This window comes from Rubellimicrobium arenae, from assembly GCF_017916275.1.
Taxonomy (GTDB): Bacteria; Pseudomonadota; Alphaproteobacteria; order Rhodobacterales; family Rhodobacteraceae; genus Rubellimicrobium; species Rubellimicrobium arenae.
This window is the reverse complement of the sequence record NZ_JAFMST010000006.1, coordinates 115,228-132,727: the sequence shown is the minus strand read 5'-3', so window position 1 is coordinate 132,727 and position 17,500 is coordinate 115,228. Positions and strand designations below refer to the sequence as shown.

Sequence of the window (17,500 nt, the reverse complement as noted above, 5' to 3'; positions counted from 1 at the left end):
CGGAAGCGCTCCATACCTTCGCCGTCCGACCCCACGCGTTGCGTCCCTTGTGCCGCGACGCTCTTGCAGGAGTGCCATCATGGCCACCGTTCCCGTTACGGACGCGACCTTCGACGCCGAGGTCCGCAATTCCTCCGTTCCCGTGGTCGTCGACTTCTGGGCCGAATGGTGCGGTCCTTGCCGGATGATCGGCCCGGCCCTCGAGGAACTGTCCACCCAGTACGGCGACCGCGTGAAGATCGCGAAGGTCAACGTGGACGAAAACCCGAACGCGGCCGCCCAGCTCGGCGTGCGCGGCATCCCCGCCCTGTTCCTGTTCAAGGACGGCAAGCCCGTTTCGAACCGGGCCGGGGCCGCGCCCAAGGCCGCGCTCCAGGCCTGGATCGACTCGGCCATCTGATGGCTGACGGCGATTTTCCCGGCTGGCACGGCACGACGATCCTTGCGGTCCGCAAGGAGGGACGGGTCGTGGTGGCGGGCGACGGCCAGGTCTCTCTGGGCCAGACCGTCATCAAGGGGACGGCGCGCAAGGTGCGCCGTCTCTCGCCCGGGGGGCACAGCGTGGTCGCGGGATTCGCCGGGAGCACCGCCGACGCCTTCACCCTGCTCGAACGCCTCGAGTCCAAGCTCGAGTCCTCGCCCGGCCAGCTTGCCCGCGCGGCGGTGGAGCTGGCCAAGGACTGGCGCACCGACAAATATCTCCAGAAGCTGGAAGCCATGCTGATCGTCACCGATGGGGCCACGCTCCTTGTGGTGACCGGGGCAGGCGACGTGCTCGAGCCGGAGAACGACGTCGCGGCCATCGGATCGGGCGGAAACTATGCGCTCGCGGCGGCCCGCGCGCTCATGGACACGGATCTGGACGCCGAGACGATCGCCCGCAAGGCGATGTCCATCGCGGCCGAGATCTGCGTCTACACGAACGGCAACCTGACGGTCGAAGCCCTGCCGTCGTGACGGGCCAGGGCAAGGGCGGGCGCCGACACCCGGATTCGGCTGTCCGTCCCTTTGCGCCACGTTGCAGCAGGCCCCGAGCCGGCGCGGGGGCCTCCGATCGCGAGGCCGGATGCATCCGGGCCGGGGCGGGCCGGGGCGGGTCCGTGGGGCCTCGGCTCGCTCCGCTTGCCCGCTCCGGGCGTCCGTGGCCTGACTGCGCCTTGAGCACCCAGCCCGCCGGCCCCATCTGGAGCCTGACCACCTTCATCCGAAAGCGACCATGACTGACCTGACCCCCCGCGAGATCGTATCCGAGCTGGACCGCTTCATCATCGGCCAGGACGCTGCAAAACGGGCCGTCGCCGTGGCGCTGCGCAACCGCTGGCGCCGCAAGCAGCTCCCATCCGACCTGGCCCAGGAAGTCACCCCCAAGAATATCCTGATGATCGGGCCCACCGGGGTCGGCAAGACCGAGATCAGCCGCCGCCTGGCCCGTCTGGCCCGGGCACCTTTCCTGAAGGTCGAGGCGACGAAGTTCACCGAGGTGGGCTACGTGGGCCGGGACGTGGAGCAGATCATCCGCGATCTGGTGGACGCAGCCATCGTCCAGACGCGCGAGCAGATGCGCGAGGATGTCCGGGCCCGGGCCCTGCAGGCGGCCGAGGATCGGGTCATCACGGCCATTGCAGGAGAGGATGCCCGCTCCGGCACCCGCGACGCGTTCCGGCGCAAGCTCAAGACCGGGGAGCTCGATGACACGGTGATCGAACTGGAGCTGAACGACACCTCGAGCCCCATGGGCCTTCCCCCCGGGCTCGACCTGCCCGGCGGACAGGGCATGGCCATGGCCTCGCTGGGCGATCTCTTCGGCAAGGCCTTCCGTCGCACCGTCCGCAAGCGCATGACCGTGGCCGAAAGCTATGACATCCTCCTGAACGAGGAGGCCGACAAGCTTCTCGACGACGAAACGGTGACCCGGTCCGCCTTGCAGGCCGTGGAGGAGAACGGGATCGTGTTCCTGGACGAGATCGACAAGGTCTGCGCCCGGGCCGAAACGCGCGGCGCCGACGTGAGCCGCGAAGGCGTCCAGCGCGACCTGCTGCCTCTCATCGAGGGCACGACGGTGTCCACGAAGCACGGGCCGGTGAAGACCGACCATATCCTGTTCATCGCCTCGGGCGCCTTCCACATCGCCAAGCCTTCGGACCTGCTGCCGGAACTTCAGGGGCGCCTCCCGATCCGGGTGGAGCTTCAGCCGCTCACGGAGAAGGACTTCGTCCGGATCCTGACCGAAACGGAGAACGCCCTCACGCGGCAGTATGCAGGGCTGATGGGCACCGAAGGCGTCGACGTGACCTTCACCGAGGATGGCATCGCCGCCCTGGCGCGCATCGCCGCCGAGGTGAACCGGACCGTGGAGAACATCGGGGCCCGCCGGCTTTACACGGTCATGGAACGTGTCTTCGAGGACCTGAGCTTCGTCGCGCCCGACCGCGGCGGCGAGAAGGTCACGGTGGACGCCGGCTTCGTGGAGAAGCACCTGGGCGCGCTGATGGCCCGTGCCGATCTGGGCCGTTACGTGCTCTGAGCCGTCCGGGGCGCGGTCGCGGTTCCTGTCACCGCCTCCCAGGGGGCGTTGGGATCGGACGGGTCGCGCCCGAACCACGCGGTTTCGATGATCTCGAAGACGGGTTTCTCGAAGGCGGCGTAGCGGTCGATGCGGACGTGTCCCGGCTCGATCGTCAGGAGGTTCAGGGTGTTGGGCTCGTTCCGCAGGCGCGTGGACAGGCCCGTCCCGGCCTGAACCAGCAACACCCCTGGTGCGGCCGTCAGAGGGGCCACATGGGCGTTGTGGAGGTGCCCGGACAGCACGATGTCGGCTCCGGCCTTCCGCAGGGCCTCCACGCCCTGGGCCGAGTGTCGCATGAGCCGTTTGTCCGAGCCCAAAGGGTGCTCGGGGGGATGGTGCATCACGACGACGACGGTCTTCTGCGGGTTCTCCTGGAAGGCGGTCGCGATGCTCCGGAGCTGAGAGCGGCCGATCCGTCCGGCCTGATGCACGTAGCGGTTGACCGTATTGAGGCCGATCACCGTGATCTCCTCGTCCTCGTGCCGGGGCGAGAGATCGTGATGGATCAGGCTCCGGTACCGCCCCCAGGGATCGAGCAGCCGGATCATCACGTTGTCCAGCGAAACGTCATGATTCCCCGGGACAGCGAGCCAAGGCGAACGCAGGCGGTCCAGGAAGGCCGCCGCCTCCACGAACTGCCCTCGCCGGGCGCGCTGGGTGAAGTCCCCCGAGATCGCGACAAGGTCCGGCGTCGTCTCGGCCGCAAGAGCCACGAGGGGATCGAGCAGGTCGGGCCGCGTGCGCCCGAAATGCAGGTCCGAGATGTGGAGGATGCGCCTCATGCCGCAGCCCCGGCCGACTCCGGCACCGATCCCGAGTCGGCCTGGTTGGGCGCAAAGACCTCCAGGGCGTCGTGGCGGATCCTGAGCCGCAGGGGGGTCTGCATGCGGAACTTCTCGCCGTCGCAGGCCACGGTCAGATGGCGCGATCGGGTGGCGATGGTCACCTGCTCCGCGCAGGTCAGGTCGAAGTCGCGCCCTTCGCGCATGTTGCGCCGCACGAGCCGGAAGGCCTTCTCGAACATCCCCACGCGGCCGGTGTCGGGGGCCACGAAGATCGCGAACTTGCCTTGGGCGACGCAGTCGCTTCCGGCCAGGCCGAAGCTTTCGAGCTGATAGACCGAGCGTGCCACGAACAGAAGCGGAGTGCGCACCCGCATCTCCTGATCGTCCGCCTGAATGTTGAGATAAAGCGGGCGCTGGAACCGCGCGAAGGTCTTGGCAGCCGACCAGTGTGCGGCGATGCGCCGCCGCCCCCACCGCGCGTAGACGTCCTCCCGCGCCCTCAGGATCGCGGGATAGATGCCCAGGCTGATGTTGTTCAGGAAGACCTGGCCGTTGACCTCCCCCAGCGACATGCGGCGGGTGGCCCCGTCCAGGATGACCTGCGCGGCGCCCGCAGGATCCTCGGGCACCCCGAGCCCCCGCGCGAAGTAGTTGAACGTCCCGAGCGGCAGCACGCCGAAGCGCCGGCCAGATCCCGCTACGGCGCCCGCAACCGTCATGATCGTCCCGTCCCCACCGGCGGCCACCACCGCGCCGAAACCATCGCGGACAGCCTGGCGGGCGACCTCCTTGATGTCTTCGCCCTTCACCCGCCGGATCACCGCTCGGGGTCCCAGAACGTCCATGGCGGCCTTGATCGCATCGGCCTCCCGGCTGTTACGGCCTGATCCTTCGTTGCAGATCACGCAGATACGGTCGAAGGCGGCGGCAGGAGTCTGATCGGGCATCTTCGGGTCCAGGGCTTGGCGCGACATGCGCGAGGACGCAACGCAAGCGGGCCGATCCCGGTTTCCCCGATCTCACGCCCGAAGATAGACGTAGAGCGCTCCTTCCCCTCCATGCCGCTGGTGCGCGGGGGCGACCTGAAGCACGGCTCCCGCCAATGGCGGCAGCATCAGCCAGCGCGGGACGTCATGCCGAAGCCGCCCCGCCCGGGCCGGCATCGGGGCAAGGTCGTCGGAGACTCGGCCCTTTCCGGTGATGACCAGCACGAAGCGACGCCCCGCGGCACGCGATCCAAGGATAAAGGACGTCAAAGCGGGATGAGCCTCGGCCAGGGTCATGCCGTGGAGGTCGATCCGCGCCTCGGGCCTGAGTTTGCCACGCTTCATCCGGCCGAACTGACCGGCGTCCATCCGCAGCGGCATCCGCGCAAAGCTTTCCACCAGGCCCGGCAGGAGGTCGTCCGAGCGTCGATGGTCCACCACCTGTCCGACGCGGAACGGGGCCAAGGTCGCGGATGGTTCAGCCGAAGCCGGCCGCGGCAGGGGATCGGGTGACTTGGGGGCTGGTGCCGGAATGGGTTTGGTCTCGGCATGAAGCGGGATCGCGCTGCCCCTGACGCGGTCCCAGAGCTCACGTTCTTCTGACGACAGCCGCCGTGTCACGACGCATCGGCCGCCGCTGAAACGGGCGCAGGTCCCTCGCCGTCAGCGGGCAAGAGGACGACCATGCGCCCGCCGTTCCGGACACGGCCAGCCTTTCGACCGGCCTCGACGCCGGTGCCGAAGAAGATGTCGGCCCGCTGCGCGCCCTTGATCGCGCTTCCGGTGTCCTGAGCGACCATCAGGCGGCGAAGCGGTTCAGGACCCTGCATCTCGATCCAGACCGGCGCGCCCAGAGGCACGCAGCCCGGATCGACAGCAAGGGTACGCCCGGCCGTGACGGGCTGCCCCAGGGTGCCCAGGGGTCCCGCATCGGCGGACAGGTCCACCAGCTCCCGAAAGAAGACATAGGACGCATTGATCCGCATCACCGAGGCGCCTTCCTCGGGATGGGCGCGCAGCCAGGTCCGGACATCCTCGGCCGTCGACCGCTCCGGGCTCAAGGCACCCCGGTCGAGCAGCGCCCGCCCGATGGACCTGTAGGGGTGGCCATTGGACCCGGCATAACCGATCCGCATGACTTTGCCCCCTGGCAAGCGAAGCCGGCCCGATCCCTGCACCTGGAGAAAGAAGAGGTCGATCGGATCCCTTGCCCAGGCGATTTCCAGGCCGCGACCATCAAGCGCGCCCGCTTCGATCTCTGATCGCGTGAACCAAGGCCCTGACGCGGGCCGGTCCGGCGGGAGACGGTAGATCGGCACCGGACAGCGTTCCGACGGGGCGAGATCACCCTCGATCTCGGGCTCGAAGTATCCGGTAAACAGGCCATCCTCACCGTCCTGCATGAGAACGGGACGGAAGTTGCGCTCGAAGAAGGTGCGCGCCTCGGAGGTCCCGACACCTTGGGACAACCTGGCCAGCCGCGCCCAGGCCGGACCGTTCAGGGCGCCGCAGGTGGCGCGAAAGACCCGCAACGCCTCGGCGTGATCGTCGTCGGCCCATCCGTCCAGATCGGCAAAACCGACCGGAGTCAGCTGAAGGCCCCGCAGCGGCGGGGCGGCCAGGCCGCTGACCGCGCTGCCGGATCTCATCATTCGCTGGTGGCGACCAGGATCCAGTTCGGATCGGACGATCCCATGACCCGGGCAAAGCTCCAGACATCCTTCTGCCGCCGGATCTCGGTCGGAGAGCCCTCGACGATGGCGCCGGTGCTGTCACGTACGACCGAGGTGAGCTCGCCCACGAAGCGGACGGAGATCTCGCCCTCACGGGTGGATCGGTCGAAGCTGGCGTCCCTCAGGGCAAGGTCGCTGACGCCGACGAAGGTCGCCTCGACCTTGTAGCCGTTGCGATGCCGCTCCTCCACGACCTGGGCCAGGGCATTGTAGACGTCGGGCGACAGGAATGGCTTGACCTGCGCGAGTTCGCCCCGCTCGAAGGCCATGAGGATCATCTCGTAGGCCGCCCGGGCGCCCTGGAGGAACTCGCGCACATTGAAGGACGGATCGGCTCCCTTCATGGCGGCGAGGGCACGGGCGGGCTCCGAATCCTCGGGCACGTGGTCCGTGATGTCGCGGTCGGGCCGTCCTTCGATCACCTCGAGCTCGGGCCGGGTCCTGCGACCGGTGGCCTCGGGGATCGCGACCGGGGGCTTTTCGAAACCCTCACGGCTCCCCAGCACGCTTCTCAGCCTCAGGATGAGGAATATGGCGATGCCAGCCAGGACCAGAAGCTGGATGATCGGTGAATTCATGTGATCCTCGCGGCCGGATGAAGGCCGCGGGTGGTGCAGCGGCCTAGGGTCACCTATGTATGCCGGGGGTAGGATCAAGTCCATCGGCCGCCGCCGCGCGACAGGATCTGGGCATCCCCGCTTCGGAGGCTCTCATGTTCAATGCACGCCTGATCGTCCCGGCCCTCGTCCTGGCCGAAATCGCGGGCTTCGTCATCATTGGCCGAGCGATCGGCATCCTGGGCACCCTCGCCCTTGTCGTGCTCGCGACGCTGCTCGGCGTGGCGATCCTCAAGCGGCAGGGCAGTGAGGCGCTGGCGCAGATGCGGGGCACGTTGCGCGTCGGGCAGGATCCCCGTCCGGCTCTGCTGCGGGGGGGCTTCGGGCTCGTGGCCGCGCTCCTGCTCGTCATGCCGGGATTCCTCAGCGACATCGTAGCGCTCCTGCTGCTCCTGCCTCCTGTGCAGCGTGCCGTCGTGCGGCATCTGGCCCGGAAGGGCGCCCGCGTGGTCAACCTGCAGACCCGGACCTATGGCCGGGAGGAGATGCGGCCGCGGACATCGCAAGGGCCCATCCTGGAGGCCGACTGGGAAGACGTTCCGCCGCCCAAGCAGCCGACTCATCGGCCCTCGGGCTGGACGCGCCACTAGGGTCCGCTCCGCCCGGCATTGAGACGGGCTCCGGGGGATGATAGGGAACACCGCCAAAGCAACAGTTGCGTCCCCCGGGAGGACCCCCATGCAAGACACGCCCGAGACCCCGCAAGGGGCCTCCCCCACGCCGGCCGCTGCTCCTCGGATCAGCCAGCGCATCCTGACCCAGTACATCCGCGACCTGTCCTTCGAGAACGTCCTGGCCCGCAAGGGCGTGACGACCAGCGACGTCGCGCCCGAGATCGCCGTCCAGGTGAGCCTCGACGGCCGCAAGCGCGGCGGCGACAACCAGTACGAGGTCATGACCAAGCTGACGGCGACCTCGAAGACCAAGAGCTCGGGCGAAGTGCTCTTCGTGCTCGAGATCGAGTATGTGGGCGTCTTCCAGATCGAGGGCGTGCCCGAGAACCAGATGCACCCCTACCTCCTGATCGAGTGCCCGCGCATCACCTTCCCCTTCCTGCGCCGGATCGTGAGCGACGTGACCCGCGACGGAGGGTTCCCGCCCCTGAACCTCGAGATGATCGACTTCATGGCCCTTTACCGGAACGAGCTGGCGCGCCGCGCCCAGGCTCCGGCAGCCGCCCCCAAGCTGGACGCCTGACAAAGACCGGCGGCCGTGTCCAAGGCGCGGCCGCCCTTCAGGAGCGCAGCCACAACGCTGCATCCCCCAGGCCCGCAACGAACTTGGCGTGCGCCGCAGCCTCTTCGTCCGTCAGGAGGGACGGGAGAGGCGTCGAGCGCGGCCGGGGACGCCAGTCGCTGTCCACCTTGGCCACGGCTTCCGCCTTGGCCGGAGTCGTAGGCTCGGCCTGGAGTCCGAAGTCGGGTTGGCGTCCACCGATCAGCTCCAGGTAGACTTCCGCCAGGATTTCGCTGTCGAGAAGCGCGCCGTGCAGGGTTCGCGCCGAATTGTCGATGCCGAACCGGCGGCAGAGCGCATCGAGCGAGGCCGGCGCGCCCGGAAACTTTCGCCGCGCCATCAGCACGGTATCGATGGCCCGGTCCATGGGCATGGCCGTGTAGCCGAGCCGCCCCAGCTCGTGGTTGAGGAATTTCATGTCGAAGGCGGCGTTGTGGATGACGAGCTTGGCGTCGCCGATGAAGTCGACGAACTTCTGCGCCACCTGGGCGAAGACCGGCTTGTCCCGCAGGAAGTCGTCCCCGAGACCGTGAACCGCGAACGCTTCGGCCGGCATCGAACGTTCCGGATTGATGTATTCGTGGAAGTGCTGACCGGTCGGCAGGTGGTTGAACAGCTCCACCGCCCCGATCTCGACGATGCGGTCCCCCGTTTCGGGGTCGAAGCCCGTGGTCTCGGTGTCGAGGACGATCTCGCGCATCAGGAACCTTCGTGACTGGGGGCAAGGCCGCCCCGGATTTCCTTGATGATCTGTCGCACGGCAGCGCGGGCGCCCTCAAGGGTTTCGGTCGGCACGATCCAGCGAGCCCGGGCCCGTTTGTCGGCATCCGGCATCTGGCGGGACAGCAGCAGCTCCGCAGCCGCGCGGTCTAGGCCCGGCCGCGCCAGAAGGCGTGCCATCTGCGTTTCGGGCGAGGCGGAGACCACCACGACCCCGTCGCATTCGGTGTCGATCCCGCGCTCGAGAAGGAGAGGAACATCGAGCACGACGATATCGCCCGGCGCTCTGGCCAGAAACGTCCTCCGGTACTGGGCCACCAAGGGGTGGACGATCGCCTCGAGCCTGGGAAAGAGCGTCGGGTCGGCCTCCAGCGCCTCGCGGAGGATGGGACGGCTGACGGACCCGCCGGTCACCGCCGCGGGCACGAGCGCGGCGATCCCCGGAACGGCGGCTCCTCCGGGTTCATAAAGGGCGTGAACGGAGGCGTCCGCGTCCCAAACCGCAAGCCCTTGGTCCCGAAACATCCGCGCGGTCGTGGACTTCCCCATGCCGATGGAGCCGGTGAGGCCGAGGACGAAGCGCGCCTCCTTCATATCAGGCCAGGACGGCGGCACGCAGCGCGGCATCCACCTCGGGCCGGGGACCGAACCAGCGCTCGAACGCCGGGACCGCCTGGTGCAGCAGCATTCCCAGCCCGTCCACGGTGGTTGCCCCGGCCTGCCGGGCCTCGCGCAGGAGCCGTGTCTCGAGCGGCGAATAGACGAGGTCCGTCACGACCTGCCCGGGCCGGAGCCCATCGAGCGGCACGCGCAACTCCGGCTTGCCGGTCATTCCAAGGGACGTGGTGTTCACCACGGTCACGCCCTCCTCGACGGCGTTGCCGGCCTGGATCCAGTCGAAGATGCGGATGCGGTCGCCGAACTCGTCCGCCAGCGCATCCGCCGTCGCTCTTGTCCGGTTGGTGAGCAGGATTTCGGGCACGCCCACATCCAGAAGCGCGACGATCACCGCCCGGGCAGCGCCGCCAGCGCCCAGCACCGTCGCGGGCCCCGACGCCGGGTTCCAGCCGGGAGCCCCCTGGCGCAACGAGTTCACGAATCCCTCCCCGTCCGTGTTGTCGGCCAGGATGCGGTCCTCCTCGAAGACGAGGAGGTTCGCCGCCCCGATCCGCTGCGCGCGCTCCGTCGCCTCGTCGGCGAGGCGCAGCGCCGCGAGCTTGTGCGGGATAGTCACGTTCACGCCCCGGAAGCCGGCCTTCGGCAGGGTCCGCAGCACGTCGCCGAGATCCGCCTCGGCAACCTCCATGGCAACGTAGTCGCCCGCGACCCCATGCCGAGCGATCCAGTGCCGATGGAGCCTGGGCGAGCGTGAGTGAGCGATCGGTCGTCCAACGACGCCCGCGAGAAGATAAGGCTTGGTCATGACGGAATGGTCCCGCGCGCCGACAGGAAAGACAAGAGGGGCAGGAGCGGCAGCCCCAGTATGGTGAAATGGTCGCCCTCGATCCGGGTGAAAAGCCGGATCCCCTCGGACTCGATCTGATAACAACCGACCGAGTGCCGCACGCTCTCCCAGTTGCGGGCCAGGTAGCCTGCGATCCACTCCTCCGAAAGTCGTCCCATGGTGAGCCGCGCTTCCGACACATGGCGCCAGATGGGCTCATCGCCCCGGTAGATGACGGCCGCGGAATGGAGCCGGTGCGTCCGTTCCATCAAGGCGATGAGTTGCTCCCGAGCGTCCTCGACGGTTGCCGGCTTGGAAAAGAGGCGGCCATCGCAGGACAGGACCTGATCGCAGCCCAGGGTCAGCGCCTCGGGCCGCCTTGGGCCCACACGGGCTGCCTTCATCTCGGCCAAGGCGTCGGCGATGTCGCGCGCCGGTGCCCCTTCGGCCAGGAGCGCATCCTTCAGGGCTCCTTCGTCCACCCGCGGCATCACGACGTCGAACTCAAGGCCTGCGGCCCGGAGCATGGACGCGCGGGTCGCGGACCCGGACGCCAGGACGAGATCTTCGGGCGGCATGTGGATAACCCTGCGGGCAAGAAGGGGCGAAACGAAGGGCAATGTGGACGACTTGCAGGCCGGGCGGAAGGGCTGTGGGAGACTCACCCCCTGCCCCATGTCACCCGCCCCGAGTCCCCCACCGGGGAGAAGGATAAGTCGCCCCTGTGGACGACTCAGGAAGAGCGTCAGGCGGCCTTCTTGGAACGCGACGCATCAGTTCAACGAAATCAGGACCATAAGGGATCCGATGTGGCATCCAGGTCAGATGATTCGACATGAACCTTTGTGGATCATTCGGTGGATTGCGCCATTGCGACGCAGTTTTCCACAGTACAACCGCCATCCACTTCCCTTTCATTCCTGAGTCTCTAGAGAAGGTGGGCCAGCCTCACTCCGCGGATCCGCATGATCGACCTGCTTTACCTGCTCTATCCCTGGATCAAGGCAGCCCACGTCATCGCGATGGTCGCGTGGATGGCAGGGCTGTTCTACCTGCCACGTCTTTTCGTCTATCATGCGGAGCGGGCGGCCCCGGGTTCCGAGCTCGACCAGACCTTCCAGGTCATGGAGGACAAGCTCCTCCGGCTCATCATGCGTCCGGCGATGATCGCCACCTTCGCCTTCGGGCTGACGCTGGCGGCAATGGGCGGGCTGGACTGGGGGGCGGCCTGGTCCTGGATCAAGATCGCGGCGGTGCTGGGTCTTGCCGGATTCCATGGCTGGTGCGCCGCGCGGCGACAGGACTTCGCCTCGGGGCGGAACACCCGTTCCGGCCGGACCTACCGCATCGCCAACGAACTGCCGACCCTGCTCCTTCTCGTGATCGTGGTCATGGTCATCGTGCGGCCGTTCTAGGCGGGCTGCACAGCCGATTGACGGACCGCTCCGGAATGCCTATCTCTGCGTTGCCCTCCCGTCCGGGAACGGCACCTCACGCGCATAGCTTCGTCCCGACCGCCGCCCTTTGAGGGTGAACGTGGTCGTGCAAGACTTTTCCCAGGATCTCCATGACCCAAGACCGTCTCAACCTCGCCGACCTCAAGGCGCAAAGCCCCAAGGACCTGCTGGCCCTCGCCGAGGAGCTCGAGATCGAGAACGCCTCGACGATGCGCAAGGGCGACATGATGTTCGCCATCCTCAAGGAGCGCGCGGACGAGGAATGGGTCATCGGCGGCGACGGCGTGCTTGAGGTGCTGCAGGACGGCTTCGGCTTCCTCCGCAGCCCCGAGGCCAACTACCTTCCCGGCCCCGATGACATCTACGTCTCGCCGGAGATGATCCGGCAGTATTCCCTTCGGACCGGGGACACCGTGTCCGGCGTGATCCAGGAGCCCAACGAGAACGAGCGGTACTTCGCCCTCGTCACCGTCGAACGGATCAACTTCGAGGATCCCGAGAAGGCCCGTCACAAGGTGGCCTTCGACAACCTCACGCCGCTCTACCCCGACCAGCGCCTCAAGATGGAGATCGAGGACGATCCCACGATCAAGGATCGCTCGGCGCGCATCATCGACCTCGTGGCCCCGATCGGGAAAGGGCAGCGGAGCCTCATCGTGGCGCCGCCGCGCACCGGCAAGACGGTGCTCCTCCAGAACATCGCCCACTCGATCGAGAAGAACCATCCCGAGGTCTACCTCATTGTCCTGCTGATCGACGAACGGCCGGAGGAAGTCACCGACATGCAGCGGAGCGTGAAGGGCGAGGTCATCTCCTCGACCTTCGACGAGCCTGCGACGCGCCACGTCGCCGTGGCCGAGATGGTGATCGAGAAGGCCAAGCGCCTCGTGGAGCACAAGCGCGACGTGGTGATCCTCCTCGACTCGATCACACGCCTGGGCCGTGCCTACAACACGGTGGTCCCGTCCTCGGGCAAGGTGCTGACCGGCGGCGTGGACGCGAACGCCCTCCAGCGGCCCAAGCGATTCTTCGGCGCGGCGCGCAACATCGAGGAAGGCGGCTCCCTCACCATCATCGCGACCGCGCTGATCGACACCGGCAGCCGCATGGACGAGGTGATCTTCGAAGAGTTCAAGGGCACGGGCAACTCCGAGATCGTGCTCGACCGCAAGGTGGCCGACAAGCGCGTCTTCCCGGCGATGGACATCCTCAAGTCCGGCACCCGGAAGGAGGACCTGCTGGTCGAGAAGGCCGACCTCGCCAAGACCTACGTGCTGCGACGGATCCTCAACCCGATGGGCACCACCGACGCCATCGAGTTCCTGATCTCCAAGCTGAAGCAGACGAAGACCAACTCCGATTTCTTCGACTCGATGAACGCCTAAGACCATGGCCGACACGATCTTCGCCCTGGCCACCGCCGCCGGCCGGGCGGGGATCGCGGTCGTCCGGATCTCGGGTCCTGCGGCGCATTCGGCGGCGGCGCGGCTGGCGGGACGCCTGCCCGAGCATGGACGCTCGCTCCGCACCCTCAGGGACCCTCGGGGCGAGGCGCTGGACCAGGCCTTGGTGCTGACCTTCGCCCCCGATCGGAGCTTTACGGGGGAAGCCGTCGTCGAGCTTCATTGCCATGGGGCTCCGGCCGTGGTGTCGGCCCTGCTCCGGGCGCTTGGGACGCAAGAGGATCTTCGCGCGGCCGAGCCCGGCGAGTTCACGCGCCGGGCCCTGGAGAACGGTCGCCTGGACCTCGCGCAGGTGGAGGGCCTGGCCGATCTCCTCGCCGCCGAGACCGAGGGCCAGCGCCGGCAGGCGATGCGCGTGTTCGCCGGCGCGCTTGGCCGCAAGGCGGAGGAATGGCGCGCCCGGCTGCTCCGGGCCGTGGCCCTGGTGGAGGCCACGATCGATTTTTCCGACGAGGACGTTCCCGAGGATGTCTGGCCCGAGGTCCTCGAGCTGATCGTCCTGTTGGAGGAGGAACTCCGCATGGAAGCCCAGGGCGCCCGCATCGCCGAGCGTCTGCGCGAAGGCTTCGAGGTCGCCATCGTCGGGGCGCCAAATGTCGGCAAGTCCACTCTCCTCAACCGTTTGGCCGGTCGCGAAGCCGCCATCACCTCGGACATTGCCGGAACCACCCGCGACGTGATCGAGGTCCGGATGGATCTCCAAGGCCTCCCCGTCACCCTGATCGACACCGCGGGCCTTCGCGAGGCGCAGGACCCCATCGAGGCCATCGGCATCGAACGCGCCCGCGCCCGTGCTGCGAAAGCCGACCTCCGTGTCCATTTGCATCTTCCTGGTGAGACCGCACCGGAGGCCGGGCCGGACGACCTCATCGTGCTTGCCAAGGCGGACCTGGCCCCCGGCTCGGGTCTTGCCGTCTCCGGTCGGACCGGCCAGGGCCTGGACGCGCTCGTGGCCGAGATCGGCCGTCGCCTGTCCGATCGCACGTCCGGACTCGGGGTCGGCCTGCGCGAGCGCCATGCGAACGCCATGCTGGATGCCGCGAACCTCCTTGACGAGACCCGCGCCCTGATCGACATCGGCGCGGCGGTCGAGCTCGTGGCCGAAACTCTCCGCCGCAGCCTGCGCCAACTCGACGCCCTTGTGGGGCGCGTCGGGGTGGAGGATATACTCGGCGAGATCTTCTCGAGCTTCTGCATCGGCAAGTGAGGCGGTGTTTCACGTGAAACAGGGTTACGACGTGATCGTGGTGGGCGGCGGCCATGCGGGCTGCGAGGCCGCGCATGCGGCGGCCCGCGCGGGCGCGCGCACCCTTCTGCTCAGCCTCAAGCTCGCCTCTGTGGGCGTGATGTCGTGCAACCCCGCCATTGGGGGCCTGGGCAAGGGCCACCTCGTGCGCGAGGTGGATGCCCTCGACGGCATCATGGGCCGGATGGCCGATCGCGCCGGCATCCAGTTCCGACTCCTGAACCGCTCCAAGGGTCCCGCCGTCCAGGGTCCCCGCACCCAGGCCGACCGCAAGCTCTACCGCGAGGCTGTCCAAGCCGAACTCGCCGCCTGTCCCGGCCTCGACCTCCTCGAAGGCGAGGCCGCCGACCTTCTTGTCGAGGGGGGCCGCGTCACCGGGGTCAGCCTGTCCGACGGCTCGCGCATTCCGGCGCGCGCCGTGGTCCTGACCACCGGCACATTCCTCAACGGCATCATCCACGTCGGCGATCGTTCCCGTCCGGGCGGTCGCGTGGGCGAGCCGCCGTCCAAGGCCCTGGCTGAACGTCTTTACGGCCTGAACCTCCCCATGGGCCGTCTCAAGACCGGCACGCCGCCGCGCCTCGATGGCCGCACCATCGCCTGGGACCGGCTCGAACGGCAGGAGGGTGACGACGAGCCGGCGATGCTGAGCTTCCTCAGCACCGGTCCCGTCGTGCCCCAGGTCGCCTGCGGCATCACCCGCACCAATGCGCGGACGCACGAGATCATCCGCGCGAACCTGGATCGATCGGCCATGTACGGCGGCCACATCCAGGGCGTGGGCCCGCGCTACTGCCCCTCGATCGAGGACAAGGTCGTCCGCTTCTCCGACAAGGAGAGCCATCAGGTCTTCCTCGAGCCCGAGGGCCTCGACGACCCGACCGTCTACCCGAACGGCATCTCCACCTCCCTCCCCGCCGAGGTGCAGGAGGACTACGTCCGCTCCATCGAGGGGCTGGAACACGCCATCATCACCCAGCCCGGCTACGCTATCGAGTACGATTACGTCGACCCGCGCGCGCTGACCCTGTCACTCGAGGTCAAGGCCCTCCCCGGCCTCCACCTCGCCGGCCAGATCAACGGCACGACGGGCTACGAGGAGGCTGCCGCTCAGGGCCTCGTCGCCGGCCTCAACGCCGCCCGGGCCGCGCAAGGCCAGGCTCCGGCCGAGTTCAGCCGCGCCGGATCCTACATCGGCGTGATGATCGACGACCTGACTTCGCGGGGGGTCTCCGAACCTTACCGGATGTTCACCTCCCGGGCCGAGTTCCGGCTGTCGCTTCGCGTCGACAACGCCGACCAGCGCCTCACCGCCCAAGGCCGAGATTGGGGCTGCGTGGGCGAGGCCCGCTGGGCCGCCTTCAGCGACAAGCTGGAGGCGCTCGACACGGCTCGCGCCGACCTCAGCGCCCGTCGCTTCACGGCCCGCCGGATCGCCAGCGCCGGCCTCAACCTGAACCCCGACGGCGAGAGCCGCGACGGCCTCCAGACCCTCGCCCTCACCGACGCGACATGGGACCACCTCGCCACGCTCGACCCCGCGCTGCCCTTGCCTGCTCCCGCGATCCGCGAGCAGCTCAAGCGCGAGGCTCAATACGCCACCTACCTTGACCGGCAGGAGCGTGACATTGCCCAACTCCGGCGCGAAGAGGCGACCCGCCTTCCCGCCGATTTCGACTACGCTGCTGTGCCGGGCCTTTCCATCGAGTTGCGCCAGAAGCTCGAACGCCACCGCCCGGCCACGCTCCGCCACGCGGCCGAGATCGACGGCATGACCCCATCCGCCCTCCTCCTCCTCACCGCGCGCCTCAAGAAGCGCCCGGACGGCCTTGCCGCATGACCACGACCCGCGATCTTGCCGGGCTGGACTTGCCCCCGGCCGTCCAGGATCGGCTGGAGGTCTTCGAGAGCCTCGTTCGCCGCTGGACCGAAAAGATCAATCTGATCTCGCCCGCAACGGTTCCTGACCTCTGGACGCGGCATATTCTCGACTCCGCCCAGCTCTGGCCGCTTGCTCCCGTCGGGGCCCAAGCTTGGGCCGACCTCGGCTCGGGCGGCGGGTTCCCAGGGATCGTCATCGCTGTCATCGCCGCCGAAGCGGGCGCTCCCAAGGTGACCCTGATCGAAAGCGACCAACGCAAATGCGCCTTCCTGCGCACCGCGGCGCGGGAACTGGGTCTTGCTGTCACCCTCCTCGACCAGCGTGCCGAATCCGCGACACCGCAGGGGGCGCAGGTCGTCTCGGCCCGGGCGCTGGCCCCGCTGGCTTCGCTCCTTCCACTGATCGCACGTCATCTGGCTGCCGGCGGAACCGCTCTTCTTCCCAAGGGCCGCGATCATGCGGCCGAGATCGAAGCGGCCCGAAAGGACGGCTGGACCTTCGACGCCGACATTCTGCCCAGCCTGACCGACCCTGCCGCGCGTATCCTGCGCATCACGAACCTCGCCCATGGCTAGCCCGCGCAAGACTCCGAAGATCATCGCCGTCGCCAACCAGAAGGGCGGCGTCGGCAAGACCACGACTGCGATCAACCTCGGGGCCGCGTTGGCCCGCCGCGAGCGTCGCGTGCTCCTCGTAGATCTCGATCCGCAGGGAAACGCCTCAACGGGCCTGGGCGTGCCCCCGGAGGAACGGAACGTCACCTCCTATGACTTCCTGCTCGGCGAGGCGACTCCAGCCGAGGCTGTGCATGAGACGACCAGCACCAACCTCGTCCTCATCCCGGCAACCTCGGATCTCAGCGCCGCGGACCCGGAGCTGAGCTCGCGCCAGGGACGCACTCACCTGCTGCGCGGCGCGCTGCGGCAGCCTCTGATGGACGAGCTCGCCCTCGATTACATCCTGATTGACTGCCCACCGTCGCTGAACATCCTGACCCTCAACGCCTTGGTCGCTGCGCAGTCCGTCCTGGTTCCGCTGCAAAGCGAGTTCTTTGCCTTGGAAGGCCTTTCGCAGCTGATGCTCACGATCCGCGAAGTGCGACAGAGCGCGAACCCCAGCCTCCGGATCGAGGGGGTGGCCCTGACCATGGTCGACCGCCGCACCAGCCTGGCCCAGATGGTTGAGGCCGACGCGCGCGAGAACCTGGGGGACCTTGTGTTCCAGACGGTGATCCCCCGCAATGTCCGCTTGAGCGAGGCTCCTTCCCACGCTCAGTCCGTGCTGGACTACGATCCCGCTTCGGCCGGCGCGAACGCCTATCGCGCGCTCGCCGCCGAACTCCTCGCCCGCGAAACCTGAGACAGA

Annotated in this window: 20 protein-coding genes; 11 read left to right on the top strand and 9 right to left on the bottom strand. The window is 68.1% G+C overall.

The genetic code is table 11. The annotated features are described in order from the left end of the window. Positions 1 to 79: 79 nt before the first annotated feature. From trxA to hslU, 3 genes are all read left to right on the top strand, one after another. On the top strand, positions 80 to 400 hold the full coding sequence (gene trxA, locus J3P31_RS10975) for a thioredoxin (protein ID WP_210528486.1): 321 nt from the start codon (positions 80 to 82) through the stop codon (positions 398 to 400). Further along, complete coding sequence (gene hslV / locus J3P31_RS10970; RefSeq protein ID WP_210528485.1) at positions 400 to 957, top strand: ATP-dependent protease subunit HslV; 558 nt, start codon at positions 400 to 402, stop codon at positions 955 to 957. The genes trxA and hslV overlap by 1 nt, the downstream gene beginning before the upstream one ends. 259 nt (positions 958 to 1,216) lie before the next feature. Next, positions 1,217 to 2,524 (top strand): ATP-dependent protease ATPase subunit HslU, encoded by a 1,308-nt coding sequence (gene hslU, locus J3P31_RS10965; RefSeq protein ID WP_210528484.1) that lies wholly within the window; start codon positions 1,217 to 1,219, stop codon positions 2,522 to 2,524. Here hslU and J3P31_RS10960 read toward each other — a convergent pair. The 5 genes from J3P31_RS10960 to J3P31_RS10940 form a co-directional block, all read right to left on the bottom strand. Continuing rightward, the gene (locus J3P31_RS10960) at positions 2,512 to 3,348 is read right to left on the bottom strand and encodes a metallophosphoesterase family protein (protein ID WP_210528483.1); all 837 of its coding nucleotides are present in this window, start codon (positions 3,346 to 3,348) and stop codon (positions 2,512 to 2,514) included. The genes hslU and J3P31_RS10960 overlap by 13 nt on opposite strands. Further along, positions 3,345 to 4,298 (bottom strand): diacylglycerol/lipid kinase family protein, encoded by a 954-nt coding sequence (locus tag J3P31_RS10955; protein WP_210528482.1) that lies wholly within the window; start codon positions 4,296 to 4,298, stop codon positions 3,345 to 3,347. The genes J3P31_RS10960 and J3P31_RS10955 overlap by 4 nt, the downstream gene beginning before the upstream one ends. A gap of 72 nt (positions 4,299 to 4,370) precedes the next feature. Then, on the bottom strand, positions 4,371 to 4,775 hold the full coding sequence (locus tag J3P31_RS10950; RefSeq protein WP_368373065.1) for a Smr/MutS family protein: 405 nt from the start codon (positions 4,773 to 4,775) through the stop codon (positions 4,371 to 4,373). A gap of 179 nt (positions 4,776 to 4,954) precedes the next feature. Further along, on the bottom strand, positions 4,955 to 5,989 hold the full coding sequence (gene mltA, locus J3P31_RS10945; RefSeq protein WP_210528480.1) for a murein transglycosylase A: 1,035 nt from the start codon (positions 5,987 to 5,989) through the stop codon (positions 4,955 to 4,957). Continuing rightward, complete coding sequence (locus J3P31_RS10940) at positions 5,986 to 6,648, bottom strand: Tim44/TimA family putative adaptor protein (protein ID WP_210528479.1); 663 nt, start codon at positions 6,646 to 6,648, stop codon at positions 5,986 to 5,988. The genes mltA and J3P31_RS10940 overlap by 4 nt, the downstream gene beginning before the upstream one ends. A 134-nt stretch (positions 6,649 to 6,782) precedes the next feature. Here J3P31_RS10940 and J3P31_RS10935 point away from each other — a divergent pair, with 134 nt between their 5' ends. Both J3P31_RS10935 and secB read left to right on the top strand, forming a co-directional pair. After that, entirely contained in the window at positions 6,783 to 7,277 is a 495-nt protein-coding gene (locus J3P31_RS10935) for an FxsA family protein (protein WP_210528478.1), read from the top strand. A gap of 88 nt (positions 7,278 to 7,365) precedes the next feature. Further along, a complete protein-coding gene (secB, locus tag J3P31_RS10930; RefSeq protein ID WP_210528477.1) occupies positions 7,366 to 7,884 on the top strand; it encodes a protein-export chaperone SecB in 519 nt (172 codons plus the stop codon). A gap of 37 nt (positions 7,885 to 7,921) precedes the next feature. Here secB and dnaQ read toward each other — a convergent pair whose 3' ends face one another. Genes dnaQ through J3P31_RS10910 form a run of 4 tightly spaced genes read right to left on the bottom strand, consistent with a single transcriptional unit; the run spans position 7,922 to position 10,665 of the window. Then, entirely contained in the window at positions 7,922 to 8,623 is a 702-nt protein-coding gene (dnaQ, locus tag J3P31_RS10925; RefSeq protein ID WP_210528476.1) for a DNA polymerase III subunit epsilon, read from the bottom strand. Further along, the gene (coaE, locus tag J3P31_RS10920) at positions 8,623 to 9,237 is read right to left on the bottom strand and encodes a dephospho-CoA kinase (protein WP_210528475.1); all 615 of its coding nucleotides are present in this window, start codon (positions 9,235 to 9,237) and stop codon (positions 8,623 to 8,625) included. Before coaE ends, dnaQ begins: the two co-directional genes overlap by 1 nt. Before the next feature lies 1 nt (position 9,238). Then, positions 9,239 to 10,066: a shikimate dehydrogenase gene (locus J3P31_RS10915; RefSeq protein WP_210528474.1), complete on the bottom strand. Its 828-nt coding sequence runs from the start codon at positions 10,064 to 10,066 to the stop codon at positions 9,239 to 9,241. After that, positions 10,063 to 10,665, bottom strand: a complete 603-nt coding sequence (locus J3P31_RS10910) for a Maf family protein (protein ID WP_210528473.1) — start codon at positions 10,663 to 10,665, stop codon at positions 10,063 to 10,065. The genes J3P31_RS10915 and J3P31_RS10910 overlap by 4 nt, the downstream gene beginning before the upstream one ends. A 387-nt stretch (positions 10,666 to 11,052) precedes the next feature. Here J3P31_RS10910 and hemJ point away from each other — a divergent pair, with 387 nt between their 5' ends. The 6 genes from hemJ to J3P31_RS10880 all read left to right on the top strand — a co-directional run bounded on the left by hemJ (position 11,053) and on the right by J3P31_RS10880 (position 17,494). After that, positions 11,053 to 11,502, top strand: coding sequence for a protoporphyrinogen oxidase HemJ (hemJ, locus tag J3P31_RS10905; protein ID WP_210528472.1), 450 nt, complete (start codon positions 11,053 to 11,055; stop codon positions 11,500 to 11,502). Between the two features lie 152 nt (positions 11,503 to 11,654). Beyond that, on the top strand, positions 11,655 to 12,929 hold the full coding sequence (rho, locus tag J3P31_RS10900) for a transcription termination factor Rho (RefSeq protein WP_210528471.1): 1,275 nt from the start codon (positions 11,655 to 11,657) through the stop codon (positions 12,927 to 12,929). 4 nt (positions 12,930 to 12,933) lie between these two features. Beyond that, positions 12,934 to 14,214 carry a tRNA uridine-5-carboxymethylaminomethyl(34) synthesis GTPase MnmE gene (gene mnmE / locus J3P31_RS10895; protein WP_210528470.1) on the top strand — a complete coding sequence of 427 codons (1,281 nt, stop codon included), beginning with the start codon at positions 12,934 to 12,936 and terminating at the stop codon, positions 14,212 to 14,214. Positions 14,215 to 14,218: 4 nt separating this feature from the next. Then, entirely contained in the window at positions 14,219 to 16,093 is a 1,875-nt protein-coding gene (gene mnmG, locus J3P31_RS10890; RefSeq protein WP_210528469.1) for a tRNA uridine-5-carboxymethylaminomethyl(34) synthesis enzyme MnmG, read from the top strand. Continuing rightward, positions 16,090 to 16,710: a 16S rRNA (guanine(527)-N(7))-methyltransferase RsmG gene (rsmG, locus tag J3P31_RS10885; RefSeq protein ID WP_210528468.1), complete on the top strand. Its 621-nt coding sequence runs from the start codon at positions 16,090 to 16,092 to the stop codon at positions 16,708 to 16,710. Before mnmG ends, rsmG begins: the two co-directional genes overlap by 4 nt. Continuing rightward, positions 16,703 to 17,494: a ParA family protein gene (locus J3P31_RS10880; RefSeq protein WP_210528467.1), complete on the top strand. Its 792-nt coding sequence runs from the start codon at positions 16,703 to 16,705 to the stop codon at positions 17,492 to 17,494. Before rsmG ends, J3P31_RS10880 begins: the two co-directional genes overlap by 8 nt. Positions 17,495 to 17,500 lie beyond the last annotated feature (6 nt).